We start from the raw sequence: 21661 nt of genomic DNA, 5'->3' as shown, positions 1-21661 counted from the left end.
ATTGTAATCTGCTGAAATCGCAACAGCTATTTTTCAGAAGGCATTTTCACGTCGACATCGGGAACATCGACCGTCACTTCTTCTGTGCCCACTTCCACGTCAGCTGTTTCGACGTCGATCTCAGGCAACTTGCCCGCATCGCCGGACACATCCACGTCCATCGAAGGCAATTCGCCTTCTTCCGTAACATTAGCTTCGCAGGCGGAGAGCGCCAAGCCAGCGGCCATTGCCGCAACAATTGCAAATTTTTTCATTATGAACTCCCTTGATTGGTTCGTTACATGTAACGCACCGGTTCGACATCGGGTTCCATCTCAAAAAAAATTATTCTCGACCAAGGCGCATCCGAAACGCATCGAGATGGAAATAGCTCGGGTCAAATTGACTAATCTCGGCAAGCCGGGCTTCGTCCTTGAAGAGAATCCATCCATTATCCCGCGCTATCAGGCCATCGCGTTCCAGCTGCCGCAACACCCGGTTTGTATGAATCGGGGTCAACCCAAGCGCATCGGCGATGACAGTTTGCGTCAAAGGCACACGAAACCCGTCATCTGTGTGAGCGCCCGTAATTTGCACGCGTCGGTACAGCTCCAACAGAAAATGACCAATTCTTTCCCGAGCCGTCTGTTGCCCGTTGCGGACGATCTGCTCTCGCAGAAAAGCCTCTTCCTGAACCTGCATCCACCAGAATGCGAGCGTCAATTTTCCGGATTCAGTCAGCAAGCGGCGAAAAACCGATGGCTTGACCGACAACGCAGTCAAGCTCGTGACGGTTTTTACCGAATGGTCAGCTTCTGCCGCCACCAAGACCTGGAGATCAAACATATCGCCTGGCAAGAGCACGTTCAGCACCTGACGCCTGCCATCCTCAAGTGTCTTGTACCGGATCGCCCATCCTTCCTTGACGATCAGCACGCGATCCAGTTCCTGACCGGCGTCCACGACTTCCGAATTTTTCTCATAATGCTGTTCGCGTCCCTCAAGCCGCATGATGACATCCCGATCGATATCATCAATATCGGCATAGAAAGATATCCGTCGCAACAACGCCTTTTGCGCCACTAGTTAGCACTTTCTTCAGGGGCAGGAAATTCCAGTGTGCATATGAGACCGTCTGCCGTCCAGTCTCTCGTGATCTCGCCGCGCAAATTGCGGCTAATGCTATGATCAATAAGCGCAGATCCGAAGCCCGCACTGGACGGCGCAGCTTCTGCATTTGGCCCTCCGCGTTCCGACCAACGCAATTGAACGGTATCCTGGCCATCTTCACTACGGATGGTCCATTTGATCGTTACCAGACCTTTATCCGCAGTTAGCGCACCATATTTCGCCGCATTGGTGGCCAGCTCGTTCAGAACCAGCGAGATGGACACCATCGCATTTTCGGCAAGGATAATATCGGGACCAGACCAGCTCACCCTTGGATAGGTCTTGCAAAGATCCCTCACCAGCGCAGCAAAGGATCCGGTCACAAAATTGGTGTCGAGAAGGATTTGCTGAGCCCGGTTTAGTGCGCTCAGCCGACTATTGATCCGCTCGATATAGTCATCGATTGAAGTTGCTGAATTTTTTGTCAGCGCCATGATTGATTGCAGCGTCGCGAAAAGATTACGCAGGCGATGATGAAGCTCGCGGGTGTGAAGTTTGAGCTGTTCCTGCTGATCCACAGAATGGGTAATGTCTTTGTTGATACCGGTTAGTGTCGGTCGCCCGTTGGATTCGATATAATCGCCATATCCCTCGATCCACCGAATCTCCCCGGAAGGCCGGACGATGCGAAAACGCGCTTCGTATTTTTCACCCGGAGCTGCGGCCGCACTCATTGCCTCCCGCACGGTATCACGGTCTTCCGGATGGACCCGATCAAATGCAGATTCCACATCCGCCGCAGCCTCACCCGCATCCTCTCCCCAAATTTTCATGTAGGCGCCACCCCATTCGATCAACCCTGTTTCCAAATCGATCCGAAAACTGCCAATATCGCTCAGCGCCAGGGTAAGATCGAGATTAGATCTGGTAATCGCGGCATTTTTTTGCGCCTGTTCCCGCAAGCCGATCTCGCGGCTTAATTCCATTTCGCTCATCACGATATCGGCCATGCTCTTCAGCTGGTTAATCTGATTCTTTGTAATACGGAAGCGCGGCACCGTGTCCGCTGTCCACAATGCCCCCAGGACCAGTCCATTGGGCGCGATCAACGGCGCACCGGCGTAGAAGCGAATGGGCGTCTCACTATTGACCAGAGGGTTTTGATTAAACCGCGCCTCGTTCGAAACGTCGTCAAACACAATCGGCTCGAAATTTTCGATCATGTCTGCGCACAACGAAACACTCCGGTCGGTCTGTGTTTGGGAAATGCCAACCGCGGATTTAAACCATTCCCGGTCTTCATCGATCAACGAGATTGATGCCATGGGTGCAGCGAAAATATCCGCCACCAATTGCGTGATCCGATCAAAGGCAGCCGCAGGCGCATTATTCATGACATCATAGCTGCTCAATGTCGCCAGCCGTTCAGTTTCGGTTGTCGGTGGTAAATCGTCGGTCATATGATGGCCTGCATTCCTGTCTGATCCTTTTTTTCCCCGACCCCTCAAGAGATCAAATTACAAACGTATCAATCGCCATCTTGTTGCATGGCGTCGGAACCAACCCCGCAATCGGCGCGTTGCTAGCACAGAACCCCTCCAGAGATGGACATTTAAGGAGACATTTACATGAATAACGATGATCGCGAAGAATTATATGACATGATTGAAGACGTCGGCACTGCGATGCTGGTGACGGAAAATGCCGGTGAGCTGCGCAGTCGTCCGATGACTGGGAAATTATATCGTGACAGTGGCGAAATATGGTTTCTGGCGGAACGGGAATCCGAAAAAATTCACGAAATTGCGGAAGATATGACGAGCAATCTTTCTTACGCCTCCCCGGAAAAAGAAACATATATTTCCCTGAGCGGCACATCCATTCTAAGCCGCGATTTGGAAAAGATCGACGATTTGTGGGGTCCGTGGGCCAAAGCCTGGCTACAATGCGAAAAGGATGATCCCAAAGTCGCTGCTATCTGCTTCCGGCCGCAGATCGCCGAATATTGGTCGTCCGCATCATCATCGCTGGTGCAGGCATGGGAAATCGCGAAGGCCACGGTTACCGGAGAGCAACCTGATTCTGGCAAGAACAAGACCTTCTTGATGTCCTAGATCCGGAACGGAAACCCCATAAAAAAGGCGCCGGAATCCTTGATTCCGGCGCCTTTTTTGCTTTTGATGTGAGGCCGCCTAGCGCCGTGTTGATAAGGCTCCGATAATCAGCCCCAGTCCAGCCGTTGCAGCAATACTGGCAATCGGATTTTTCCTGATTGTCGTCTGCGCCTTTTTGCGGCCTTTTGTTCCGGCATCCACCGCATTTTCGCGCGCAGATTTAAACTTGGTTTTTGCATTGGCACTGAGTTCCGATGCACTCGCCTGCGCGTCAGCCTTGACGGATTTGGTCAGCTTTGCCAGATCGTTTTTCAACGTTTGCAAGTCCGACCTAACCGCATCCATTTCTTCAGTATAATTGCCTGTCATTTTATTTGCTCCATTTTTTGTCTACTAAGAAGTCAACAACCGACAGGTTGATTAGTTCCGACCCGAACCGAAATCGCGGATTCATCACGTTCGGTTCAACAGGTCGAGACGCAGGATATTTTGTGGAACCCTTTTCGATATAATGCGTTAGGAGGCCATCATGGAGATACATTTATATGTCACTAGCTGAAAATCTGAAGCCGCATTTGCCTTATCTACGACGCTATGCACGGGCCTTAACCGGCAGCCAGCACAGCGGTGATGCCTTTGTAAAGGCGACGCTTGAGGCGATTATCGCTGATCCGAAATGCATGTCCGGCGACAACGATGTACGAGTTCAACTATACCGGATTTTTTCGCGAATATGGGAAAGCGCGAACGTGAGCCTGAATGAGGACGCCAATAACACCGCGCAGAATCATTTGAACGCCATCCCACCGATCAGCAGGCAGGTGCTGCTGCTGACGGCATTGGAAGGATTTTCTATCAGTGACGTCGCAAAAATCGCGGATGTAGGCGAAAATTCCATAAATGCCCTGCTGGAAGACGCAATCTCGGAAATCGACAGGGAAATCAAATCCGAAGTGCTGATAATCGAGGACGAAGTTTTGATTTCAATGGAATTGCAGCAGATTGTTGCAGGTTTAGGGCATCACGTATGCGGCACCGCGGCGACCCATCAAGGCGCGCTGGATGCTGTTGCAAAAACAAAACCGAGCCTCGTGCTCGCCGACATCCAACTGGCCGATGGAAGTTCGGGAATAGACGCGGTGAAGGATATATTGGACGAAATATCCGTTCCAGTCATTTTCATTACCGCTTTTCCTGAACGCTTGCTCACGGGAGAACGTCCAGAACCGACATTCCTCATTACCAAGCCATTCCAGCCCAATGCCATTCGTGCTGCGATCAGCCAGGCCCTGTTCTTTTCAACCGCTGCCCGCAATGTCTGAAAATTACGGCGCCCCGCTCGCTGCAAGCGGCGTGTACGCCACGCCGGATCGCCAGAAGTGAGCCGATAGAGAACAGCATTGTCGCAGCCGCTTGTCGCGAGCGGGCCGGCGATGATGCTGTTCTTTTAATATTTTCGATAGCCGTCAATACGGGGCTAAGGCGCAATTTTCTCAACCGCGCCGATAATGTTTTCAAGCGCCGTCTCGGTCAAATTATCATGGCCGTGAGATGCAGCGGTGAAGCGCCCCTCTTCCAAAATAGTTTCAAGTGTTTTGCGTGCGCGCGACACCCGGCTCTTCATCGTACCAATCGCACAATTGGCGATTTCGGCCGCTTCTTCATAGGAATAGCCGCCGGCACCCACCAGAATAATGGCTTCCCTTTGGTCATCCGACAATTCCATAAGACCGCGTTGTAAATCCGCGAGATGCAGAGGATCTTGCTGTGACGCCGGTGCCGACAATATCCGTTCCGCTACCAGCTCATCATAATCACCACTGAACTTTTTCCTGCGCATGCTGGAAAAAAAAGTATTCCGCAAAATGACAAACGTCCAAGCGCGCATTGAAGTCCCGGCGATAAACCGGTCCCTGGCTGCCCAAGCTTTTAGCAAAGTATCCTGAACAAGATCATCCGCCATATCGCGGTCGCCACAAAGGCTCCGTCCAAAGGCGCGCAAATGCGGTATAGCCTCCGCCAGCTGCTGCTTGAATTGGGCGGGCTGTAAAGCCTGATTCTTACTCATTGGATTCCGGCCGACGGGGGACCGCGTCGTTGGAGGCAGGATCTTTGGAGGCCGCGTCTTTATCGTCATCGTCTTCCGCATCCATCTGGTCCAAAAGCGCCAGCATGTCGTCCGGAAGAGGTTCGTCCAGAACGCTTAAATACATGTTCTTGAGGCCAAGGCCTAATCTCTGTTGCATGTCTTCCTTGCTTTTCACCGGCATGTCCCTTGACCGCTTTGCCTCATCATCGGTCTCCGATGAATCAGTCTGATTTTTGTTCTGGTTCACAAAACCATGCCTCGTTTTCGTTTGCTCGAAGAATGAACACCCGAGGCTGGCAAAGGTTGCATATAAATTTTTGACAAAAATGTCCAATTGCCGGGAACAATATGCACATCTGCTCGTTTTGATTGACAGGAACAAACTTAAATCAGGAGATTTGGATCATGACCGATACGGTAGAAAAAAAATCCAACTTGAAAATGGAAGGCGAAGGCAGCCGCGAAGGTTCGCGCCGTTTCCAGGAGGCCCAACAGGCATTTGTCGAAACGGGCGATGTAGAAGGCAAGGCGAAAGAGGCCGCGCGCGCGATCGAAGGTGCTGAGGCGGAAGAGCTGGAGGAGGCCAGAAAAGCGTCAGCCAAAGGCCATAGCGCTGCCTGACATACTCGTCGCAGATAAATGAATAGCAAGGGGGGGCGGAATGAAAATCGCTCCCTTTTATTCGGAAGTTATTGGCCCGGCAGCTGGGCACCAAGAGAGCGAAAGCTTTGAAACAAGGCCCTTGTTGTATCAGCAACAGCATTACCGGAAAGGATTTTTGATAGGCCGGTCTGGGCCAATCCTTCCTGCACCGGTAAATATTGACCGGCCATGTCCCACTCGGCGAACTGCCGTTCTGGCGCTTCCCGGTGACTGACAATGGTCAAACCACTATGACGTTCGTCCAGTCCAATGTGATGCAGGCGATCATTTGCAACCGCTCGCTCGCCTTCCAGGCACTGCATGAAATTAGACCCGTTAAACACAAGCAGGCCCGAGATACCCAAACGCTGGTTATTGCGTTGCGAAACCGTCATGATTGCCAGAAAATCCGCCTCGCTCAAACCGGGTTGCGCAGTGCTTACATAAATGAGGGAGGTAATTAATCGGTGGGGCACACAGAACTTTCTCTTGGCGGTGGTTTTCGCAGCCCAGCCGATTATTCAGAAGGATCAATTAGGCAATTATATCATGCCTTGCGCTAACATAAGTTAATTCATCAAGCCATTATTCAACTGGTTGTTGATCGTCCAGTAAATCTGACGAACCATCGTCTGACCGTTCTGAGTCCACCAATTTTTCCACATGGTCCTCGGGAGACACGTCAAAAGCCATTTTTGCAGGCAGTTTTGCTGGCCTCTCGCTTGTCGGCCCGGCTGAGCTCGCTCGACTGACATTGGCGGCTAATTGCGACGGATTACCATCAAAACGCAGCCGGTAAATCGGTTCCGGCAAGGCAAATCCGGACTGTTCCAAGGCATTTTTGGTGACGCGGATCGCCGCCCCCCTTGCCTTGTTAAAATCGCTTTTGCGCTGGTCGATCCAACCGTGGAAGACAATAACTATGTTGGAATCGCCAACTTCTTTGATTTCAGCCGTTGCCTCGGGATCATCCAGAACGAAATCCTGTCCGTTGATTGCCCGCAGTCCGGTTTCGATAGCAGCGGCGGGATCGTCATCGGCATCTACGCCCAATTCAAAACTGAACCGACGCTGGGGATTGCGGGTATAGTTTAATATCTCAGCCTTGAACACGGTTGCGTTGGGAATCCGCAAATGGTTGCCGTCAAGAGTCATTAAAATCGTCGCGCGTGAAGTCAACCGTACGACCCGACCTTCCCGCTCGCCGATCAGCACATGATCATTGGCGCGAAATGGCTGGCGAATACTCAGCATGACGCTCGACATGTAATTGTCGACCGTATCACGCAGAGCGAAGCCTACCGCCAGACCGATCACACCGGCTCCGCCCAGCACCGCGCCAAGCAATGCGGTCGCGTTCAAAATATCCAGGCCGACGAATATCCCGACAGCAATGAAAATGACGCGCACGGACCCCGCAATCAACTCGGCCAAAAATATATTGGGTGTAACACGCTTCCAGAACCCCATGCGGGAGGCAATAAAATGGCCCATCAGACCAATTATTATCGCGACGATAAAAGCGACCGCGATGAGCGGGAGTGCAGACAGAAAATTCTGCAAAGTCACCCCAAATTTATCGACAACCGGTTCGACATTATTGCCTACCGAAAGATCGCGTTCAAATTGGGTTTCGACGGTGACCACACCTGACACGCGCTGCGCAATGGCTTTCGCGCGATCGGCGGATGCCGTGTCAGAAATTGGCCCGGATAGTCCGACAACACCGGCATCGACCGCCACCGCGACGTTCTCGAGGCCATCAATCTCTCGAAAAATTCCGCGCAGGCGATCGGCAATGACATCATCGTCGCTGCTGACCGCCACCGGGTCTATAGCAGGCTCTGCTTCGGCGACCGGTTCAGACAATTGCACTTGAGCTTGGGCAGCATTGCCCCCTGCTATACCCAATGGAGATCCACAAATAGCTGCTGCCAAAATGGCGACAATTAAAAGCCGGCGATACGGGGACATATTTCTCCAATCAGCAATATTCGCATACGCGGGAGCATAGCAAAAGTTCCTGCGACTGGCGAAAATATAGTTGGGAACCGACAGGCAGCTGCGATGTTGGTTGAGCATATTCAACATAAAACGAGGATGATATGACAAATAACCCTTCCACAGACATATTGAACGACATTCTGGAAACCCTCATTGATTCGACGCATGGCTATGAAAAAGCAGCCGAGATTGCGGATCGCGATACCTTCAAGAACTTCTTCTCCCGTCGTGCCGCTGCTCGCCGGGCGATGGCCGCTGCCGTTCGCAAAGAAATAACAGCATATGGTGACGCGCCCGAAAATGACGGCACGATCCTCGCCTCCGCCCATCGCGTTTTCATGAATCTGAGCGCCGCGCTGCAAGACAATGACGAAGCGGCGATCGAAGCGGTTGAAACAGGGGAGGAATATCTTCGCATGAAATTCGACAGAGCTCTTGAGCGAGATGATCTGTCACCATCAGCAAAAACTCTGCTGCGGAACTATCAGGGAGAATTGCGAGCGGACGGCCGCTTGATTGATCACCTCGAAGCTGCGGCTTCCTGAGCGAACTACTAAAATAACATTTTGATATCAGAAAAAGGAAATAGTCATGGAATATGGAATAGTCGGACTGATCATACTGGCACTCGACATCTGGGCGCTGCTTAGCGTGTGGGGAAGTGGATCTACCACCGGCGGCAAGATCATCTGGACCCTGATCATATTGATTCTTCCGGTCATCGGATTGCTGCTCTGGTTCTTTGTCGGGCCAAAAGGCTCAGCGCGGGCTATCTAAGCCCCAAAGCTCCCGAGAGCCGGTTTCGACCATTGCCGGCGGCGAGCCCCGATAGTCATCAAAATCGACTATGGGGCTCGCTTCGGGACCAAGAAGCGCACTGCCACGAAAAGCTATCGGGATATCATCATCGAAAAAAAATCGTCCAACAATGCGCTGGCAAGCGAGCGTACCGAGCTCGCCGAAGATCGCACCGAATGGGCGGAAGACCGCACCATCATGGCCAACGAGCGGACCTTTGCAGGATGGATGCGCACTGGCCTGGCGGCGGTCGGCATTGGGCTGGGCTTCAACGCCCTGTTTGGCAAACTCGAACCGCTTTGGGTGCCAAAGGCGATTGCAACTTTGTTCATGCTGATCGGAATGTTCATTTTCTGGGTGGCGCAGCGCAATGGTTGTGCGGTGCAGGATCGCCTGAATTCGCATCACGCTACCCCCGTCAAACCCCAGAATATGCGGATCATATCCGGCATGATGGCTTCGGGTGCAGTCGCCCTGATTGTCGCTATCTGGACTATGAAATTCGGCAATTGATCAACGAGTTCATCGGCGATCGCAACCTATTGGCTGCTCATCCGTAATTAACAGGAACCCTTTATCAAAGGAAAATAACATGCGTTTCATCATCAGAACCATTGCGGCCGGTGCTATTTCCATTGCGGCCAGAATTATCATCAAGAAAATTCAGGAAAAAGACGAGGCAGATATACCACCTTCGACCTGAACGTCGCCCAACAAAGCTGTCACATCCCTTAGATTATCCCGGCGAATACATCGTCAGCCCTTTTTGGATCAAGGACATCATTGTCAGCCAGCCACGCTTCCACAGCGGTAATATCTGGGGTTTCATATGGTCGCAGCCGGCCATGTGACTGCTCCAGGGTTTCTATGGTAGCGATTAGCGAACCGGTCTCGGCGATTGTTCTCCGTACCTCGCCCTCGTCTCTCCCCAAATGCTCGGCCAGCAGGTCATTCCGGATGCGGGCAATCTCTTCCGCCAAGTTCTTGTGGGGAGCAGCGGATGCATCGAGCGCGACATCACATTCACTGTCGAAGCCAAAGGATCGGTTGTTAAAATTGGACGAGCCGATTCGAATAAACTGGTCATCCACGATCAATATTTTGGCATGCACGTATATCGGTGTGCCCTTCCCGTTAAAGGGATGATACATACGAAACCGGCCATATTTATCCCGCGCTCTGACCGCTTCATATAGGCGCGCGCGCGTTGAATCCATGACTTTGGATTCCAGCCAGCCTTCGGCACTTTGCGGATTGATGACAATAATCTCGGGACCATCTACTTCCGATAGGCGCCGTGCGATGGCCGCGGCGATCCTCGCAGACGCGAAATACTGGCTCTCCGCATATATAAACTGTTTCGCGGCTGCGATCATGTCCAGATATAGATTTTCGATTTCATGGACCGGATGCTGACCATCCATTTCGGGAAATGTCCGGGCAATGGCAATTTGGCAATCGGTAAAATCAGCGTCCAGACCCGCGGGCCAGCAATCGCCATGCGCGGTTACCGGCTTCGGTTCTTTCCCGCCGGCATCCCCCCAATGTTGTTCGGCATATTCGGATAAAGCTCTGGCAACATTCCCCTGCACCACCATTGCCGCGTCATGCCAGGGCCCGGCGTCATGTCCGTCGGGCTGATGCCGGTGACGCTGTTCGTCATCATGTGACCTCGTGTCCCACCGGTTATTGGTAACATCAATACCGCTGCAAAAAGCCGTATCCTCGTCGATAACGATAATTTTCTGATGATGCGCTGCACCAACGGGGTGATGGCCGTCGAGCTTGAAATGAACCCTCGGGTGGAAAAACCAGCGAATGAGTGTGAACAGGCTTTTTGCGCGCAAGAAAGATTTAAGTGCCCCGGTATCCCAGCGCAGAACATAGATATCAAGGTTGCGATTCTTCTTCAGCAACCAGTCAAAATAGGCGCCGACCGCCAACGGGCCTTCGGGTTGCCCGGTTGTGTCGTGCATTTCAACACGTTCATCGAAATCCCATCCCAGCAACATGACCCGCTGGTTCGCTTGCGCCAAGGATTTCCGCACCGCACGAAAATAATTTTCTCCGTCGATAAGTACTGCACATCGGTCTGCGTGCTCCACGCGCCAGCAATTTTCCCCGGGCTTGAATAAAGTCGACATAGTTGCTCAACCTTTCTCGGTGGATAGAGTTCCCCCTACCACAGAAGATAGGTCACCGATCCGCATTTTACGGGTTTCGGATAGATGGGTAACCCTGTCATTCATCAGTCCCTTGGCTCCCATGGCGTCCAACATCCATTGATGATAGTTGATCCAGTTCAACACCGGTTGCAGCAGGGGCCAACCAGGCTCATAATGATGGCAACAGGGCGAGGAGAAATTCAATGGTCGAGTCCTGGGCTTTTCAGAATCAGATCCAGTCGGTGGACGCTACGCTCGACAATGGCATGGATATATGTCTTCGGCGTGTCCGCCATTCCGACCGTGAACGGATCGAAAAGGGCATCAGTGAAATGTCCGACCAGAGCCGCTACCTGCGCTTTTTTTCCGGATCCAAAACGATGCCTCCGTCAGTGGTCGAGCGGCTGGCGAGCGTCGATGGCATCAACCATCTCGCATGGGGAGTGGTCAATATGGATGACGATGATCATCCCGCCATTGCCGCAGCACATGTTTTCCGCGAAGCAGAAAGTAGCGATGCAGGGGAATTCGCGATTGCCGTTCTGGACCCCTATCACGGCCAGGGCGTCGCGCGGATATTGATGATGACGATGTTTCTGGATGCCTATTGCGAAGGGCTTAGGCAGTTGCGGATCGACATCCTGCGCGACAACAAGAAAGCCTCTGGCCTGATCCGCGCAGTCTCTGCCCAGCCCGTGTTTCAAGAAGGGCCAGTTGCGCAATATGGTCTGGTCGTGAAAGACGCGATCTTGGCGCTGCAGAAAATGGATAGGCCAACCGGCATATCAGATATCGTGGCGGCTTTTTCGGCAGACTGAAAACTCCGCCATGCGAGGACCGGCCCGAACAAAAATATCAAAAATCATGCAACCAATTTTGTGGTGTCGGGTTCAATACCATAATCTCTGGGCGATGTCCGAATTCACCTTCGACCCATTGGTTTGCGCCGGAAAATGCGAACCCGACCAGTTGTGTATGTCAGGGCTCGCATTTTCCGGCCAATTGCCACGATCGCTGTAGCTAGGGATAGCGCGGGGTCGAGAAGCAAAGAAACACCGCCAACGGTCGTCACGTTTCGCAGCTGTCTACCACCCGTTGCGATCGGACTTTCAAATCTTCTCTGTCCGGCTTGTGAACAATCACATCCAGCGCCCGGGCCAGAGCATTGCGAGACGCTTCCGATGCAGCGGTGAAAAATATCTCCGGCCATGATTGTGCCAGCGCCAGCAGGCACAGCTGAACACGCTGCTGCACCTCCACCATTCCCGCGCCATCCCGGGCGATCTTGATGAAAAAATCGGTAAACAGGTCACCCACCTCAATCTCGGGGCCATGCACTCTCGAATATTTCGCCTCCTCAGGCTCCGCACTGGCTTCCGCAAAAGCCTCGAAGCAGCGCAGGCCACTATCCAATACCGAAATGGCTGTACCCGGGTCATTGACTGCAGGAGACAAGGCACGAGATGCTATTTCCGATAGCACCACCAGTCCAAATCGGGGGTCCTGATCAAAGCTGCGGTCATGCTCCACCAATATGGCATCGCGAAAGGCCTGAGCGTCGACCCGATCCGCCCCCTCACCGGAAAGATACAATAGGGCGCGAGCGGGATATACCAGCTTTCCGGGATGAATGGTGAGATAGACTGTGACGCCATGCTTTTCAGCGGTTTCATCCAGTAGCCCCATGTCAATGGAAGTCACCAGGCCACTCGCAATGTCACAGCAGATCGGCACCGCCTCCGAAGGTATCTCGATCGGGGGCTGGCCGTTTAAATAGGGGTGTTGGCCATGCCAGCGCAGCGCTTTTGAGGCCGCCAGTTCGACGCGGTCGATCAGGTCATTCATCCTACCAAAAGTCGACAGCTGCTGAATCCAGTTGATCAGCGTCGCCGCGATCAGGACAATCACCACGATTGTGGCGAAGAAAAGGACGATCCGGCCGCGATCATCATAATAGCCTGCCGACAGCCCGATAATGCCGACAATGCTGAACAGGAATGTACCAAGAAAGGTCGACAGGGCGTTTTGCGACCGATCATCGGCGAGCATGAGAGTGATGGTGCGGGGTGTCGCAGTGCTGGTCGCTGAACCATAAGCCGACACCATGATGGAGACCGAAAATGCAATGACCGCCAACATGCTGGATGCCAATATCGTCAATATTTCACCGACCGAGCCGCTGGCGATTTCGAGATCCGCTTCATATGGCATCAAGGGACCAATCCACTCCGCTGCCGCCGCTGCGGCGATCGCCGCCACGCTGAAAAGCATCGCCCGAAACCAGATTTTCTCCGGCAAACGCGAAATATATTTCTTCACTGCCAAAATCATAGGTCGCTCTTTCTTAGCTGCATGGCCGATCCCCACTCGCAAATCCGCAGCATCTTGCACCCTGTCAGCGCTCTATATGCAATGCTCGACATTGCACGACGTTAGCGAGTTTTTGACACGCCTGCCAGCGCGTCTTCCAGCATTGTGGAAAGCAAGGGAAGCCGATGGATGACCGCAAAAAATCCCATCATGATGTTACGCGCCAGGGGAGGCCAGTGTCGCAAGTGGCAATATCGGAGCGCGGCGGCCATGAATGATGCGATCGGCACATGAAAGGCTTGATCCAGAAAAACCGAAGTGACAGACGGGCATATTGATTGGACATCAATTGGCACTAGGCAATGATGTTATTGATTATGCTATCAGGACAACAGGACAGGAAAAAATATGGTCAGCATGAAGACAGTAACGGCGATGGCAGCTTTGTCAGTTTTGACAGCAAGCTGTTCGGCTAATGGTTCGGAATCCACTGAATCGGTGCCCAGCAAAACCGAAGCGGGCCAGTCCGAAGTCGCGCCGCAGCCAGGCGATAATGGACCGCCAGCCGCCGCCGATGTCACGACATTGGACGGTGTCAGCTATGCCAGCCTGACCGGTGACGCCGCAGCCGGCAAGTCGGCCTTTATCCAGTGTCGCACATGCCATGTTACAGATCCCGGGATGAACCGCACCGGTCCATCGCTGGCCGGTATTGTCGGCCGCAAAGCCGGTTCGGTCGCGGGCTTCAAATATAGCGAAGCCAATGCCAATAGCGGTATCACCTGGACGGAAGAAAAATTATTCCAGTTTTTAGAGAAACCCCAGCGCGTAATTCCGAAAACCAAGATGATTTTCGCTGGTATGCCGGACGCACAGAAACGCGCGGATGTGATTGCTTATCTGAAAAATCCTGACTGATTGAAAGACTGTCGCTGCGATCATCTCGGGTGTCCGGGTGCAACGCGGAACAACTGTCGAAAAAATCAAGCTTTCCAGCATCCGGCAAGATGGTCGTCGGTCATCCCGATCGCCTGCATATAGGCATAGATAATAGTGCTGCCGACAAAACTCATGCCCCGTTTCTTGAGTGTTTTGGAGATGGCATCACTGATCGGAGACGTGCTCGCCATGTCAGAGAAATGGTGGGGCCGATGGATCGGCGGCGGGCCATCCAGATGATTCCACAGCCAGACGTCAAAACTGCCAAACTCTCTCTGAATATCGAGAAAGGCGCGTGCATTCTTGCGAACCGAGAATATCTTCAACCGGTTACGGATTATGCCAGCATCGTCCCGCAGCGCTTCCAGTTCATCATCGCCCATCGCAGCGCAATGTTCGATATCAAATCCGTGAAAGGCGCGGCGATAGCCCTCGCGCTTTCGCAGCACGGTTTCCCAACTCAGGCCTGCTTGCGCGCCTTCGAGGATCAAATTCTCGAACAGCAACCGATCATCATGAACCGGCACACCCCATTCCTGGTCATGATAATCCCCATAAAACTCCTTGCCTGCCTGTCCCCCGAAGCACCGGCGTTTTCCGTCTGAGCCAATCACTGTCATGTAACTCGACTAGCCACTTCGACTGAATCCGACAATTTTATTCGGCTGGCTGGACTTCCGGTATGGGGCCTCGATCCGGGCCCCACCAGCCAATACGGCGCTTGCCCCAGATTATAACGCGCGGGATTGGCGCGTTACGGTCCATCCATTGGGCATAATCCTTATAGGCGGGATCGCTCAGCAGATGTTTTTCCTCGGTCTTCGCGCGCCAATAATAGACCCCGCTGACCGCCGCCATCAGCACCGTATTGCGGACAAAATCGGTGATGCTGCCCGAAGTCACCAGAAACGGCATGCTTGCCAGCCACCAATAAGCATTTTTCGCGACATAGGCGGGATGCTTGGTCCAGCTATAGGGCCCGTGAGTCAATATCCCGCGATGGGTGAGATTGGAAAAGCGCAGGCCGAAGGCAACCGTCGCCCAAGCATATATGGCGGTCAGGAAAACCAGTATACCACCCCATATCCAGAGGATGGTCGTCTGACCGTCGAACCAGTAAGTCCAGTCGGCGATGTTGACATGATAGTTGAGCGGGCCATTATCGCTCATCAATATGAAAGGCGGATAGCATATCAGCGCTGCGACCCAACCCGCCAGATAGGGGTTTGCGGTCCGAATATGGGCATCAAGGGGTTTCATCGTCAACAGATATCCAACCGTTGCAAACTGGACATCGACCACGAACATCGCGATGATCAGGCCCCGCGCGATCGCCACCGGATTGTCGACAATTTCGCTGATATCAAGCCGGACCAGTTCACCGAATCCGCCCGGTACAATAGAAAGCATGAAGGCGAGGAAAAAGCCTTTTACCGCCCAGGCGCGCAGATGATGATAAATTTGTTCACGATCAAATTCCCTCCTCCTGCCGATCAGCAGCTGGCCAAAATGCCAGGCCCCGTCACGCGGTTCGATAGTATATCGATCCATGAACAGGACATAGGGAATCGACATAACGAAGAGCCAGGGCGCGGCATTTTCCATCAGTTGCATCGAAAACAGATATTGTCCTGTCCAATACCAGCGCCCAACACAGTAGAGGATTGCGATAATGCCCCACGTCGTCCAGAGGCCAGCCAGCTTTACCAGACTGACGTCGAATGTCTCTTTGAGTGATTTCGGACGCTGCCAGTCGATCCCGGTCGATGGCCGCAAATGCACCTTGTCCATCAATAGCGACCAGATCACCATTGGCGTCGCACAAGCCAAGCAGGCCGCGAGAGCGGAATAAGGGCCGTCCATACCATATTGCCGGGCGATCAGCACCCACGACGCCAGCCCGATCAGCCCCGCCATGCCCACACCATGAGAAACGGCGGACAGCGGGCGCGGATCATCGCTTCTGGATTTTCGTCCAAACATAGAGCTGCTTTAACCAATAATGGTAAGCAAGCGGTGAACAGGACAATTCATCGTCGAAATCCTTGGATTTGCCTGGAATTATTGCCTCGGCTCCCCTATATTCCGGGAAAGGCGGATGGGAATAGATTGATGATAATACACGGGAATGTCATAAAAAATATTGGACTTCCGCTCGCGGTTGCGGCTCTGATGGTCGCTTGTACCAACGGAGATGAAGCTCCGGCAACGGGCGGCGGTTCCGAAGAGATGCAAACGCTAACCGATATTTCTCCGGTCGATCGCAAGCCGTTTGAAACAACCGAAATCGCCAGTTTTGATGAACCTTGGGCAATGACGTTCCTTCCGGATGGCCGGATGCTGGTCAGCGAGAAAGGCGGCAAGTTGCAGCTGGTTGATGCCAAGGGGCAGAAAATCGAAATCAGCGGCGTGCCCGAGGTGGATTATGGTGGTCAGGGTGGTTTGGGCGACGTCGTGCTCGCGCCCGATTTCGCAAGCAGCAATATCGTTTATCTGAGTTGGGTCGAAGCCGGGGAGAAAGATACCCGCGGTGCCGTGGTGGGCCGGGCCAAGCTTGATCTGGCTGGCCAAAAGCCATCGCTGAAAAACCTCAAAACCATCTGGACACAAAATCCGAAAGTGATCGGCAGAGGTCATTTTTCACACCGCATCGCCTTTTCCCCCGATGGTCAATATCTCTTCATTGGTTCGGGCGAACGGCAGAAATTCGACCCTGCACAGGATATGGCGGCCAATCTCGGCAAGATTGTGAGGCTTTATCCGGACGGGACCATTCCGAAGGACAATCCGTTTGTGGATCAGGAGGGCGCGCTTCCCGAAATCTGGTCACTCGGCCATCGAAACATATTGGGCCTCGCCTTTGATGGCAAAGGACGCATGTGGAACCAGGAAATGGGGCCCCGCGACGGCGATGAACTGAATCTGGTCCAGCGGGGTGCCAATTATGGCTATCCGATCGTGTCGGAAGGCGACCATTATGACGGCAAGAAAATCCCCAATCATAACACGCATTCGGAATTCGAAGCGCCAAAAGTGGCCTGGGTCCCGACAATCGCCCCCAGCGGCTTGATTTTCTATTCCGGCGGTCTGTTTCCCGCGTGGCAGGGCAGCGCGTTTATCGGCGGTCTGGCCAGCCAGTCACTGATCCGTGTCACCTTCGACGGAGATAGCGCCAAGGAGGCCGACCGTTTCCTGATGGAAAATCGCATCCGTGAAGTAGAACAGGGCCCGGATGGCGCCATCTATGTTCTGGAAGATGGCGAAGGCGGCCGGATGCTTAAACTGACGCCTGCCAATTAGGACCTGTTCCGATATAATTATTGCGAAGCGGCGGTTGTCGTTCCGGACAAGTCGCTCAGAAACTGGCGGACCCGCTTGGCGTTAACGCCAAGATCATGAACCCCGACCCGGCTGACCGAACGCATATCGATGATGCTGGCTGCGCCATTTTCTGCCGCCCGGGCACGAATGACAACATCATTTTTAAGCCGGAATAATGACACTGTATCGGTCGCTTCGAGATTGCCGGCGGCGGGATCAACGCTGGCGATATCCCAGCCCCGATCTTCTGCCAGACGTTTGGCTTTTTCGATCACGACAGCCACCGGCTGATCAATCCGGACCGAACGGATGTCGGGATAGGCGTCCTGATGCTCGGTCGCCCAGCGCTGCCGCGGATTCATGCCCCGCATATCGCCATCATCCACGCCAGGTATATTGTCCCAATTGTCGGGGCGCAGGGTCAGTGCGGTAAATTGCGGCGGATCGGCAAGGTCGGTGGTAATATCATGGATCGCTGGAAGGGTTATATATGCCACCCCATAAGGCAGCAGATAACCCAGAAAGCCAAGCGTTGCGAGCACGCCCAGACCAAGGAGAGGCCAACGTGTCTTGCGCCCTTTGCGCCGATGAAGAATGATTACACCGACCGCCAGAACGAGCGCAGCAAGGGCGGTTAATATAATCCATGGCAAAGCGGCCAGACCCGCCTGCCAGCCCCAAAGTCCGAGTCCGCTACCCCCTGCGGCAATAATATAGGCGATTGGCGCGCCCAGCCCCAGCAGCAGGATCAGCCAGCCATTGGGATCGCGGCGCAGCGACGTGAGCTTTTGCGCCTTCGCTTTCGCGGGTGTCGGCGGCCTTTCGGCAATGGGTGGCTCGGTTGCCTGATTCTGGTCCGTCACGCGCAAACTCCCTTAACAGATCAATCTTTTAGCTCTCACTGCGTCATCATGCAAATGCAACCTATACGGCTCGACTTTTAGCACGAACCGGAGTAGCGCGCGCTTTTCCCGTTATATGAGACCACCGACTTGACCAGCATCATTCCTCTAGCCGAAATCGATCCGCAACTTGTTGAGGCTTTGCTCGACGCCGCCTTTGGCAAGGACCGGCACGACCGCACCGCCTATAAATTGCGCGAAGGCATGGACATGCTCGAAGGCCTGTCACTCGCCGCCGTGGATCAGGAAAAACACGAACTGCTTGGATCGATCCAATGCTGGCCCATCGCGCTGACCGACGAAAAAGGCCAGATGCACCCGATGATCATGGTCGGACCGGTTGCCGTCTATCCCGATTTTCAGCGCGAGGGCATCGGCCGTGCGATGATGACCGCCCTGCTGGCCGAAATCCAGCCTGATGACCCATTGCCACTGGTGATGATCGGGGACCCTGAATATTATGGACGGTTCTTCGGGTTCACAGCCGAAGGAACCGGAGGATGGACATTGCCAGGACCATGGGAGCCCTCACGTTTACTTGTGCGAACCGGCACCGACAATCCGTTACCCGCGACTGGCCGTCTCGGTCCCTGGACAAGATAGCGCGGCCAGGGCTTTACAGAAATGACGCCGGGCAATAGGCCATTTCCATGCCCTATACGCCGCCACCCGAATTTGCCTCCCTTTCCCTTGCGGAAATTGCCGAGCTGGCTGCTGCGCAGAAGCTGCCCCCCGTCGACCAATGGGAACCGCAGGAAACTGGCGACAGCGAGATGCGGATCGCGGCGGATGGCAGCTGGTATCATCAGGGTGATCCGATCAACCGTCCGGCAATGGTGCGCGCTTTTTCGACCATTTTGCGCCGGGAAGAAGACGGCAGCTTTGCGCTGGTCACCCCTTACCAGAAGCTGAGCATTATCGTGGACGACGCGCCTTTTGTCGCGGTGGAAGTGGAAAGCGAAGGCACCGGCAAGAAACGCACGCTCGCTTTTCGACTGAATACCGATCATCTGGTGGTCGCCGATGCCGACCATCAACTACGCTTTGGTGCCGACAAGCCGCAACCCTATCTGCATGTACGCCGTGGTCTGGAAGCGGTTCTCGCCCGGCCGGTCTATTATCAGCTTGTGGAAATGGCGCTGGAAGAAGAAGGTAATCCCGTCGGGATATGGTCCCAGGGGACTTTTTTCCCGATGGAGGCCACGTCATGACCCTGCGCGACCGACTCGAAAAGGCACTGGTGCAAGGCCATGAAAATGACCTCGACCATCTGCTCTATAACGAGCGCGACCATATCGACGATCTCAAGGCGCTGCGCGACGCCGCGGTGCTGATCGCTGTGACCGATCGCTCCGACCCGGGCGTAATTTTCGTCCAGCGGCCACAGCATATGCGCAACCATCCCGGGCAGGTTGCCTTCCCCGGCGGCAAGATTGATCCAGGCGACAAGGACCCCATTGATGCGGCGCTGCGCGAAGCGCATGAGGAAGTCGCGCTGGAACGCGGTCATGTCGACATCATCGGTCTGACCGACAGTTTCCAGTCGGGCAGCGGCTATAATATTCAGCCGGTGCTCAGCGTTATTCCGCCCGACCTGCCCTTTGTGCCCGACCCTTCGGAAGTGGAAAGCTGGTTTGAGGCACCGCTCGATTTTCTGCTCGATCCGAAAAACCGCACCATCCACGAAGGGATATGGAACGGTCGCAAACGGCATTATTACGAGATGTACTGGCAGGATTATCGCATCTGGGGGATTACCGCGGGGATATTGAACAATCTTGGAAAGAGGCTGGGCTGGACACCATGAAAATGCCGCCGGCAGACTGGACAGAAAGACGCGGCCTGGCGGCTCTGATCACCGCTCTTGGTGGCGAGGCGCGCTATGTCGGCGGGGCCGTACGCGACACTTTGCTGGGGCGCGAAGTCAAGGACGTCGACATCGCCACGCCATTGTTGCCCGAGGATGTGATGGAACGGCTCACGGCAGCGTCGATCAAGGTCATCCCCACTGGCATCGCGCATGGCACGGTTACCGCCATACTGCCCGATGGGCCAATCGAGATCACGACGCTTCGCCGCGATGTTTCCACCGATGGGCGCCGTGCAACGGTCGCGTTCAGCGATGACTGGCAGGAGGATGCCGCACGCAGGGATTTCACGATCAATGCGCTGTTCGCCGATCCGCAAACGCTGGAGATTTTTGATTATTTCGGAGGGCTCGATGATCTGAAGAAGCTGCGCATCCGCTTCATTGGCTCGGCGGCGGAACGGATTGCCGAGGACCATCTGAGAATCATGCGCTATTTCCGTTTTCTCGCGCGCTTCGGGCAGCAGCAGGTTGAGGACGAGGCCTATGATGCCTGCACCGCAGCCGCGGCAAAACTGGAAACACTATCCCGCGAGCGGGTGGCCGATGAACTGCTGAAACTGCTCGGAACTGACGATCCGGGATTTGCCGTGAAGCAGATGTTGAACGCTGGTGTATTTGAACATGTCGTCGACGAGATTGACAAGGATTCCGGAGAATTGTTCCACAGGCTCATTGGGCGTGAGCAGCAACTGCACGTAACGCCTGTTGCTGTCCGGCGATTGGTGGCCCTACTGCCCAAGGATGCAGAAAAAGCGAACCAGATCGCCAAGAATCTAAAACTCTCCAAAAAAATGCAAAAGGCGATTGGCGAGCGGCTTTTACCGACAGGCGGCGCTATCCGCGCATTCGCCTATCGCACCAGCGTCGACACCGCCCGCGATGTCGCGCTGCTGTTCGCGGAGGACGCAGACCTGTCTGGCTGTCTCGCACAGCTTGCGGACTGGCAACCGCCGGTTTTTCCGATCACTGGCGGCGACTTGATCGAACGGGGCTTGAAACCGGGCCCGATTGTTGCACAAACTCTGGCGAAAATAGAGGCAGTATGGATTGCCGAAGGCTTCCCCAGCGACCAGTGGGTCAAAAAACATCTTGATGATCTGGACCGGACGCTTTTGCAATGAATCGGGCGGCGAGAAGTGATATAATGAATATATGTGATGGGAAATATATTCCGGACAGCCGCCAACAAAGGAGATACTGAAGATGACTGATAATGCAGGGCAAAAGGATTTGGTCGCGTTAATCGCATCTCCGCGCAGCGATGAACCCACCCATTGCACTGCAGCGGATTATGACCGGATGTATCAGCAAAGCATTACCGATCCGGACGGTTTCTGGTCTGGCCAGGCCGAGCGTCTGGACTGGCAGAAGGCGCCCACCAAAATCTCCAACTGGTCCTATGATCCGGTCTCCATCAA

General features: G+C 54.0%; 27 protein-coding genes. 14 read left to right on the top strand and 13 right to left on the bottom strand.

Annotated elements, in window-relative coordinates; genetic code table 11:
- Positions 1-26 precede the first annotated feature (26 nt).
- The 3 genes from ACN0WX_RS13570 to ACN0WX_RS13560 form a co-directional block, all read right to left on the bottom strand.
- Positions 27-254 (bottom strand): hypothetical protein, encoded by a 228-nt coding sequence (locus tag ACN0WX_RS13570; RefSeq protein WP_417622881.1) that lies wholly within the window; start codon positions 252-254, stop codon positions 27-29.
- 70 nt (positions 255-324) lie between these two features.
- Complete coding sequence (locus tag ACN0WX_RS13565; RefSeq protein WP_417622880.1) at positions 325-1044, bottom strand: Crp/Fnr family transcriptional regulator; 720 nt, start codon at positions 1042-1044, stop codon at positions 325-327.
- A gap of 17 nt (positions 1045-1061) precedes the next feature.
- Entirely contained in the window at positions 1062-2549 is a 1488-nt protein-coding gene (locus tag ACN0WX_RS13560; protein ID WP_417622879.1) for a sensor histidine kinase, read from the bottom strand.
- Positions 2550-2717: 168 nt separating this feature from the next.
- Here ACN0WX_RS13560 and ACN0WX_RS13555 point away from each other — a divergent pair, with 168 nt between their 5' ends.
- Entirely contained in the window at positions 2718-3203 is a 486-nt protein-coding gene (locus ACN0WX_RS13555) for a pyridoxamine 5'-phosphate oxidase family protein (protein ID WP_417622878.1), read from the top strand.
- Between the two features lie 78 nt (positions 3204-3281).
- On the opposite strand, the gene ACN0WX_RS13550 is transcribed toward ACN0WX_RS13555, so the two are convergent.
- Positions 3282-3572, bottom strand: coding sequence for a DUF883 family protein (locus tag ACN0WX_RS13550; protein WP_417622877.1), 291 nt, complete (start codon positions 3570-3572; stop codon positions 3282-3284).
- A 176-nt stretch (positions 3573-3748) separates the two neighbouring features.
- Between ACN0WX_RS13550 and ACN0WX_RS13545 the strand changes: the two genes are divergently transcribed.
- Positions 3749-4525, top strand: coding sequence for a response regulator (locus ACN0WX_RS13545; RefSeq protein WP_417622876.1), 777 nt, complete (start codon positions 3749-3751; stop codon positions 4523-4525).
- 155 nt (positions 4526-4680) lie between these two features.
- On the opposite strand, the gene ACN0WX_RS13540 is transcribed toward ACN0WX_RS13545, so the two are convergent.
- Positions 4681-5271 carry a sigma-70 family RNA polymerase sigma factor gene (locus ACN0WX_RS13540; protein ID WP_417622875.1) on the bottom strand — a complete coding sequence of 197 codons (591 nt, stop codon included), beginning with the start codon at positions 5269-5271 and terminating at the stop codon, positions 4681-4683.
- A complete protein-coding gene (locus ACN0WX_RS13535) occupies positions 5264-5539 on the bottom strand; it encodes a NepR family anti-sigma factor (protein WP_417622874.1) in 276 nt (91 codons plus the stop codon). The genes ACN0WX_RS13540 and ACN0WX_RS13535 overlap by 8 nt, the downstream gene beginning before the upstream one ends.
- 158 nt (positions 5540-5697) lie before the next feature.
- On the opposite strand from ACN0WX_RS13535, the gene ACN0WX_RS13530 reads away from it, so the two are divergent.
- Positions 5698-5913 carry a hypothetical protein gene (locus ACN0WX_RS13530; RefSeq protein ID WP_417622873.1) on the top strand — a complete coding sequence of 72 codons (216 nt, stop codon included), beginning with the start codon at positions 5698-5700 and terminating at the stop codon, positions 5911-5913.
- A 68-nt stretch (positions 5914-5981) separates the two neighbouring features.
- Here ACN0WX_RS13530 and ACN0WX_RS13525 read toward each other — a convergent pair whose 3' ends face one another.
- Both ACN0WX_RS13525 and ACN0WX_RS13520 read right to left on the bottom strand, forming a co-directional pair.
- Positions 5982-6410 (bottom strand): BLUF domain-containing protein, encoded by a 429-nt coding sequence (locus ACN0WX_RS13525; protein ID WP_417622872.1) that lies wholly within the window; start codon positions 6408-6410, stop codon positions 5982-5984.
- A 109-nt stretch (positions 6411-6519) separates the two neighbouring features.
- A complete protein-coding gene (locus tag ACN0WX_RS13520) occupies positions 6520-7845 on the bottom strand; it encodes a mechanosensitive ion channel domain-containing protein (RefSeq protein WP_417622871.1) in 1326 nt (441 codons plus the stop codon).
- A 194-nt stretch (positions 7846-8039) separates the two neighbouring features.
- On the opposite strand from ACN0WX_RS13520, the gene ACN0WX_RS13515 reads away from it, so the two are divergent.
- The 3 genes from ACN0WX_RS13515 to ACN0WX_RS13505 all read left to right on the top strand — a co-directional run bounded on the left by ACN0WX_RS13515 (position 8040) and on the right by ACN0WX_RS13505 (position 9249).
- Positions 8040-8483, top strand: coding sequence for a PA2169 family four-helix-bundle protein (locus ACN0WX_RS13515; protein ID WP_417622870.1), 444 nt, complete (start codon positions 8040-8042; stop codon positions 8481-8483).
- 46 nt (positions 8484-8529) lie between these two features.
- Entirely contained in the window at positions 8530-8715 is a 186-nt protein-coding gene (locus tag ACN0WX_RS13510) for a PLDc N-terminal domain-containing protein (RefSeq protein ID WP_417622869.1), read from the top strand.
- 219 nt (positions 8716-8934) lie between these two features.
- A complete protein-coding gene (locus ACN0WX_RS13505) occupies positions 8935-9249 on the top strand; it encodes a YidH family protein (protein WP_417622868.1) in 315 nt (104 codons plus the stop codon).
- Between the two features lie 218 nt (positions 9250-9467).
- On the opposite strand, the gene ACN0WX_RS13500 is transcribed toward ACN0WX_RS13505, so the two are convergent.
- A complete protein-coding gene (locus ACN0WX_RS13500) occupies positions 9468-10772 on the bottom strand; it encodes a phospholipase D-like domain-containing protein (protein ID WP_417622867.1) in 1305 nt (434 codons plus the stop codon).
- Between the two features lie 332 nt (positions 10773-11104).
- Between ACN0WX_RS13500 and ACN0WX_RS13495 the strand changes: the two genes are divergently transcribed.
- Positions 11105-11719, top strand: a complete 615-nt coding sequence (locus tag ACN0WX_RS13495; protein WP_417622866.1) for a GNAT family N-acetyltransferase — start codon at positions 11105-11107, stop codon at positions 11717-11719.
- 250 nt (positions 11720-11969) lie between these two features.
- Here ACN0WX_RS13495 and ACN0WX_RS13490 read toward each other — a convergent pair whose 3' ends face one another.
- Positions 11970-13232, bottom strand: a complete 1263-nt coding sequence (locus ACN0WX_RS13490; RefSeq protein ID WP_417622865.1) for a DUF2254 domain-containing protein — start codon at positions 13230-13232, stop codon at positions 11970-11972.
- A 477-nt stretch (positions 13233-13709) separates the two neighbouring features.
- On the opposite strand from ACN0WX_RS13490, the gene ACN0WX_RS13485 reads away from it, so the two are divergent.
- On the top strand, positions 13710-14129 hold the full coding sequence (locus ACN0WX_RS13485; protein ID WP_417622864.1) for a c-type cytochrome: 420 nt from the start codon (positions 13710-13712) through the stop codon (positions 14127-14129).
- A 65-nt stretch (positions 14130-14194) separates the two neighbouring features.
- On the opposite strand, the gene ACN0WX_RS13480 is transcribed toward ACN0WX_RS13485, so the two are convergent.
- Complete coding sequence (locus ACN0WX_RS13480) at positions 14195-14770, bottom strand: DNA-3-methyladenine glycosylase I (RefSeq protein ID WP_417622863.1); 576 nt, start codon at positions 14768-14770, stop codon at positions 14195-14197.
- 37 nt (positions 14771-14807) lie between these two features.
- Complete coding sequence (locus tag ACN0WX_RS13475) at positions 14808-16133, bottom strand: methyltransferase family protein (protein ID WP_417622862.1); 1326 nt, start codon at positions 16131-16133, stop codon at positions 14808-14810.
- Between the two features lie 129 nt (positions 16134-16262).
- Here ACN0WX_RS13475 and ACN0WX_RS13470 point away from each other — a divergent pair, with 129 nt between their 5' ends.
- Positions 16263-17450, top strand: coding sequence for a PQQ-dependent sugar dehydrogenase (locus ACN0WX_RS13470; protein WP_417622861.1), 1188 nt, complete (start codon positions 16263-16265; stop codon positions 17448-17450).
- Positions 17451-17467: 17 nt separating this feature from the next.
- Here ACN0WX_RS13470 and ACN0WX_RS13465 read toward each other — a convergent pair whose 3' ends face one another.
- The gene (locus ACN0WX_RS13465) at positions 17468-18334 is read right to left on the bottom strand and encodes a DUF1499 domain-containing protein (protein ID WP_417622860.1); all 867 of its coding nucleotides are present in this window, start codon (positions 18332-18334) and stop codon (positions 17468-17470) included.
- A 129-nt stretch (positions 18335-18463) separates the two neighbouring features.
- Here ACN0WX_RS13465 and ACN0WX_RS13460 point away from each other — a divergent pair, with 129 nt between their 5' ends.
- From ACN0WX_RS13460 to ACN0WX_RS13440, 5 genes are all read left to right on the top strand, one after another.
- The gene (locus ACN0WX_RS13460; RefSeq protein WP_417622859.1) at positions 18464-18976 is read left to right on the top strand and encodes a GNAT family N-acetyltransferase; all 513 of its coding nucleotides are present in this window, start codon (positions 18464-18466) and stop codon (positions 18974-18976) included.
- 47 nt (positions 18977-19023) lie between these two features.
- Positions 19024-19584 carry a DUF1285 domain-containing protein gene (locus ACN0WX_RS13455; protein ID WP_417622858.1) on the top strand — a complete coding sequence of 187 codons (561 nt, stop codon included), beginning with the start codon at positions 19024-19026 and terminating at the stop codon, positions 19582-19584.
- Positions 19581-20180, top strand: a complete 600-nt coding sequence (locus tag ACN0WX_RS13450) for a CoA pyrophosphatase (RefSeq protein ID WP_417622857.1) — start codon at positions 19581-19583, stop codon at positions 20178-20180. The genes ACN0WX_RS13455 and ACN0WX_RS13450 overlap by 4 nt, the downstream gene beginning before the upstream one ends.
- The gene (locus tag ACN0WX_RS13445) at positions 20177-21364 is read left to right on the top strand and encodes a CCA tRNA nucleotidyltransferase (protein WP_417622856.1); all 1188 of its coding nucleotides are present in this window, start codon (positions 20177-20179) and stop codon (positions 21362-21364) included. Before ACN0WX_RS13450 ends, ACN0WX_RS13445 begins: the two co-directional genes overlap by 4 nt.
- An 82-nt stretch (positions 21365-21446) precedes the next feature.
- Positions 21447-21661: acetyl-coenzyme A synthetase N-terminal domain-containing protein (locus tag ACN0WX_RS13440; protein ID WP_417622855.1), on the top strand; the 215-nt coding region annotated here is incomplete at its 3' end.

It is taken from the genome of Parasphingorhabdus sp. (assembly GCF_048269915.1).
In the GTDB taxonomy this organism is placed as follows: Bacteria; Pseudomonadota; Alphaproteobacteria; order Sphingomonadales; family Sphingomonadaceae; genus Parasphingorhabdus.
This window is presented reverse-complemented; position numbering and strand designations above follow the sequence as displayed.

Coding starts and splice junctions, on each gene's coding strand:
- ACN0WX_RS13555 (WP_417622878.1), top strand. CDS start 2,718: ATGAATAACGATGATCGCGAAGAATTATATGACATGATTGAAGACGTC.
- ACN0WX_RS13540 (WP_417622875.1), bottom strand. CDS start 5,271: ATGAGTAAGAATCAGGCTTTACAGCCCGCCCAATTCAAGCAGCAGCTG.
- ACN0WX_RS13560 (WP_417622879.1), bottom strand. CDS start 2,549: ATGACCGACGATTTACCACCGACAACCGAAACTGAACGGCTGGCGACA.
- ACN0WX_RS13450 (WP_417622857.1), top strand. CDS start 19,581: ATGACCCTGCGCGACCGACTCGAAAAGGCACTGGTGCAAGGCCATGAA.
- ACN0WX_RS13570 (WP_417622881.1), bottom strand. CDS start 254: ATGAAAAAATTTGCAATTGTTGCGGCAATGGCCGCTGGCTTGGCGCTC.
- ACN0WX_RS13510 (WP_417622869.1), top strand. CDS start 8,530: ATGGAATATGGAATAGTCGGACTGATCATACTGGCACTCGACATCTGG.
- ACN0WX_RS13445 (WP_417622856.1), top strand. CDS start 20,177: ATGAAAATGCCGCCGGCAGACTGGACAGAAAGACGCGGCCTGGCGGCT.
- ACN0WX_RS13470 (WP_417622861.1), top strand. CDS start 16,263: ATGATAATACACGGGAATGTCATAAAAAATATTGGACTTCCGCTCGCG.
- ACN0WX_RS13550 (WP_417622877.1), bottom strand. CDS start 3,572: ATGACAGGCAATTATACTGAAGAAATGGATGCGGTTAGGTCGGACTTG.
- ACN0WX_RS13490 (WP_417622865.1), bottom strand. CDS start 13,232: ATGATTTTGGCAGTGAAGAAATATATTTCGCGTTTGCCGGAGAAAATC.
- ACN0WX_RS13455 (WP_417622858.1), top strand. CDS start 19,024: ATGCCCTATACGCCGCCACCCGAATTTGCCTCCCTTTCCCTTGCGGAA.
- ACN0WX_RS13475 (WP_417622862.1), bottom strand. CDS start 16,133: ATGTTTGGACGAAAATCCAGAAGCGATGATCCGCGCCCGCTGTCCGCC.
- ACN0WX_RS13505 (WP_417622868.1), top strand. CDS start 8,935: ATGGCCAACGAGCGGACCTTTGCAGGATGGATGCGCACTGGCCTGGCG.
- ACN0WX_RS13495 (WP_417622866.1), top strand. CDS start 11,105: ATGGTCGAGTCCTGGGCTTTTCAGAATCAGATCCAGTCGGTGGACGCT.
- ACN0WX_RS13545 (WP_417622876.1), top strand. CDS start 3,749: ATGTCACTAGCTGAAAATCTGAAGCCGCATTTGCCTTATCTACGACGC.
- ACN0WX_RS13515 (WP_417622870.1), top strand. CDS start 8,040: ATGACAAATAACCCTTCCACAGACATATTGAACGACATTCTGGAAACC.
- ACN0WX_RS13530 (WP_417622873.1), top strand. CDS start 5,698: ATGACCGATACGGTAGAAAAAAAATCCAACTTGAAAATGGAAGGCGAA.
- ACN0WX_RS13480 (WP_417622863.1), bottom strand. CDS start 14,770: ATGACAGTGATTGGCTCAGACGGAAAACGCCGGTGCTTCGGGGGACAG.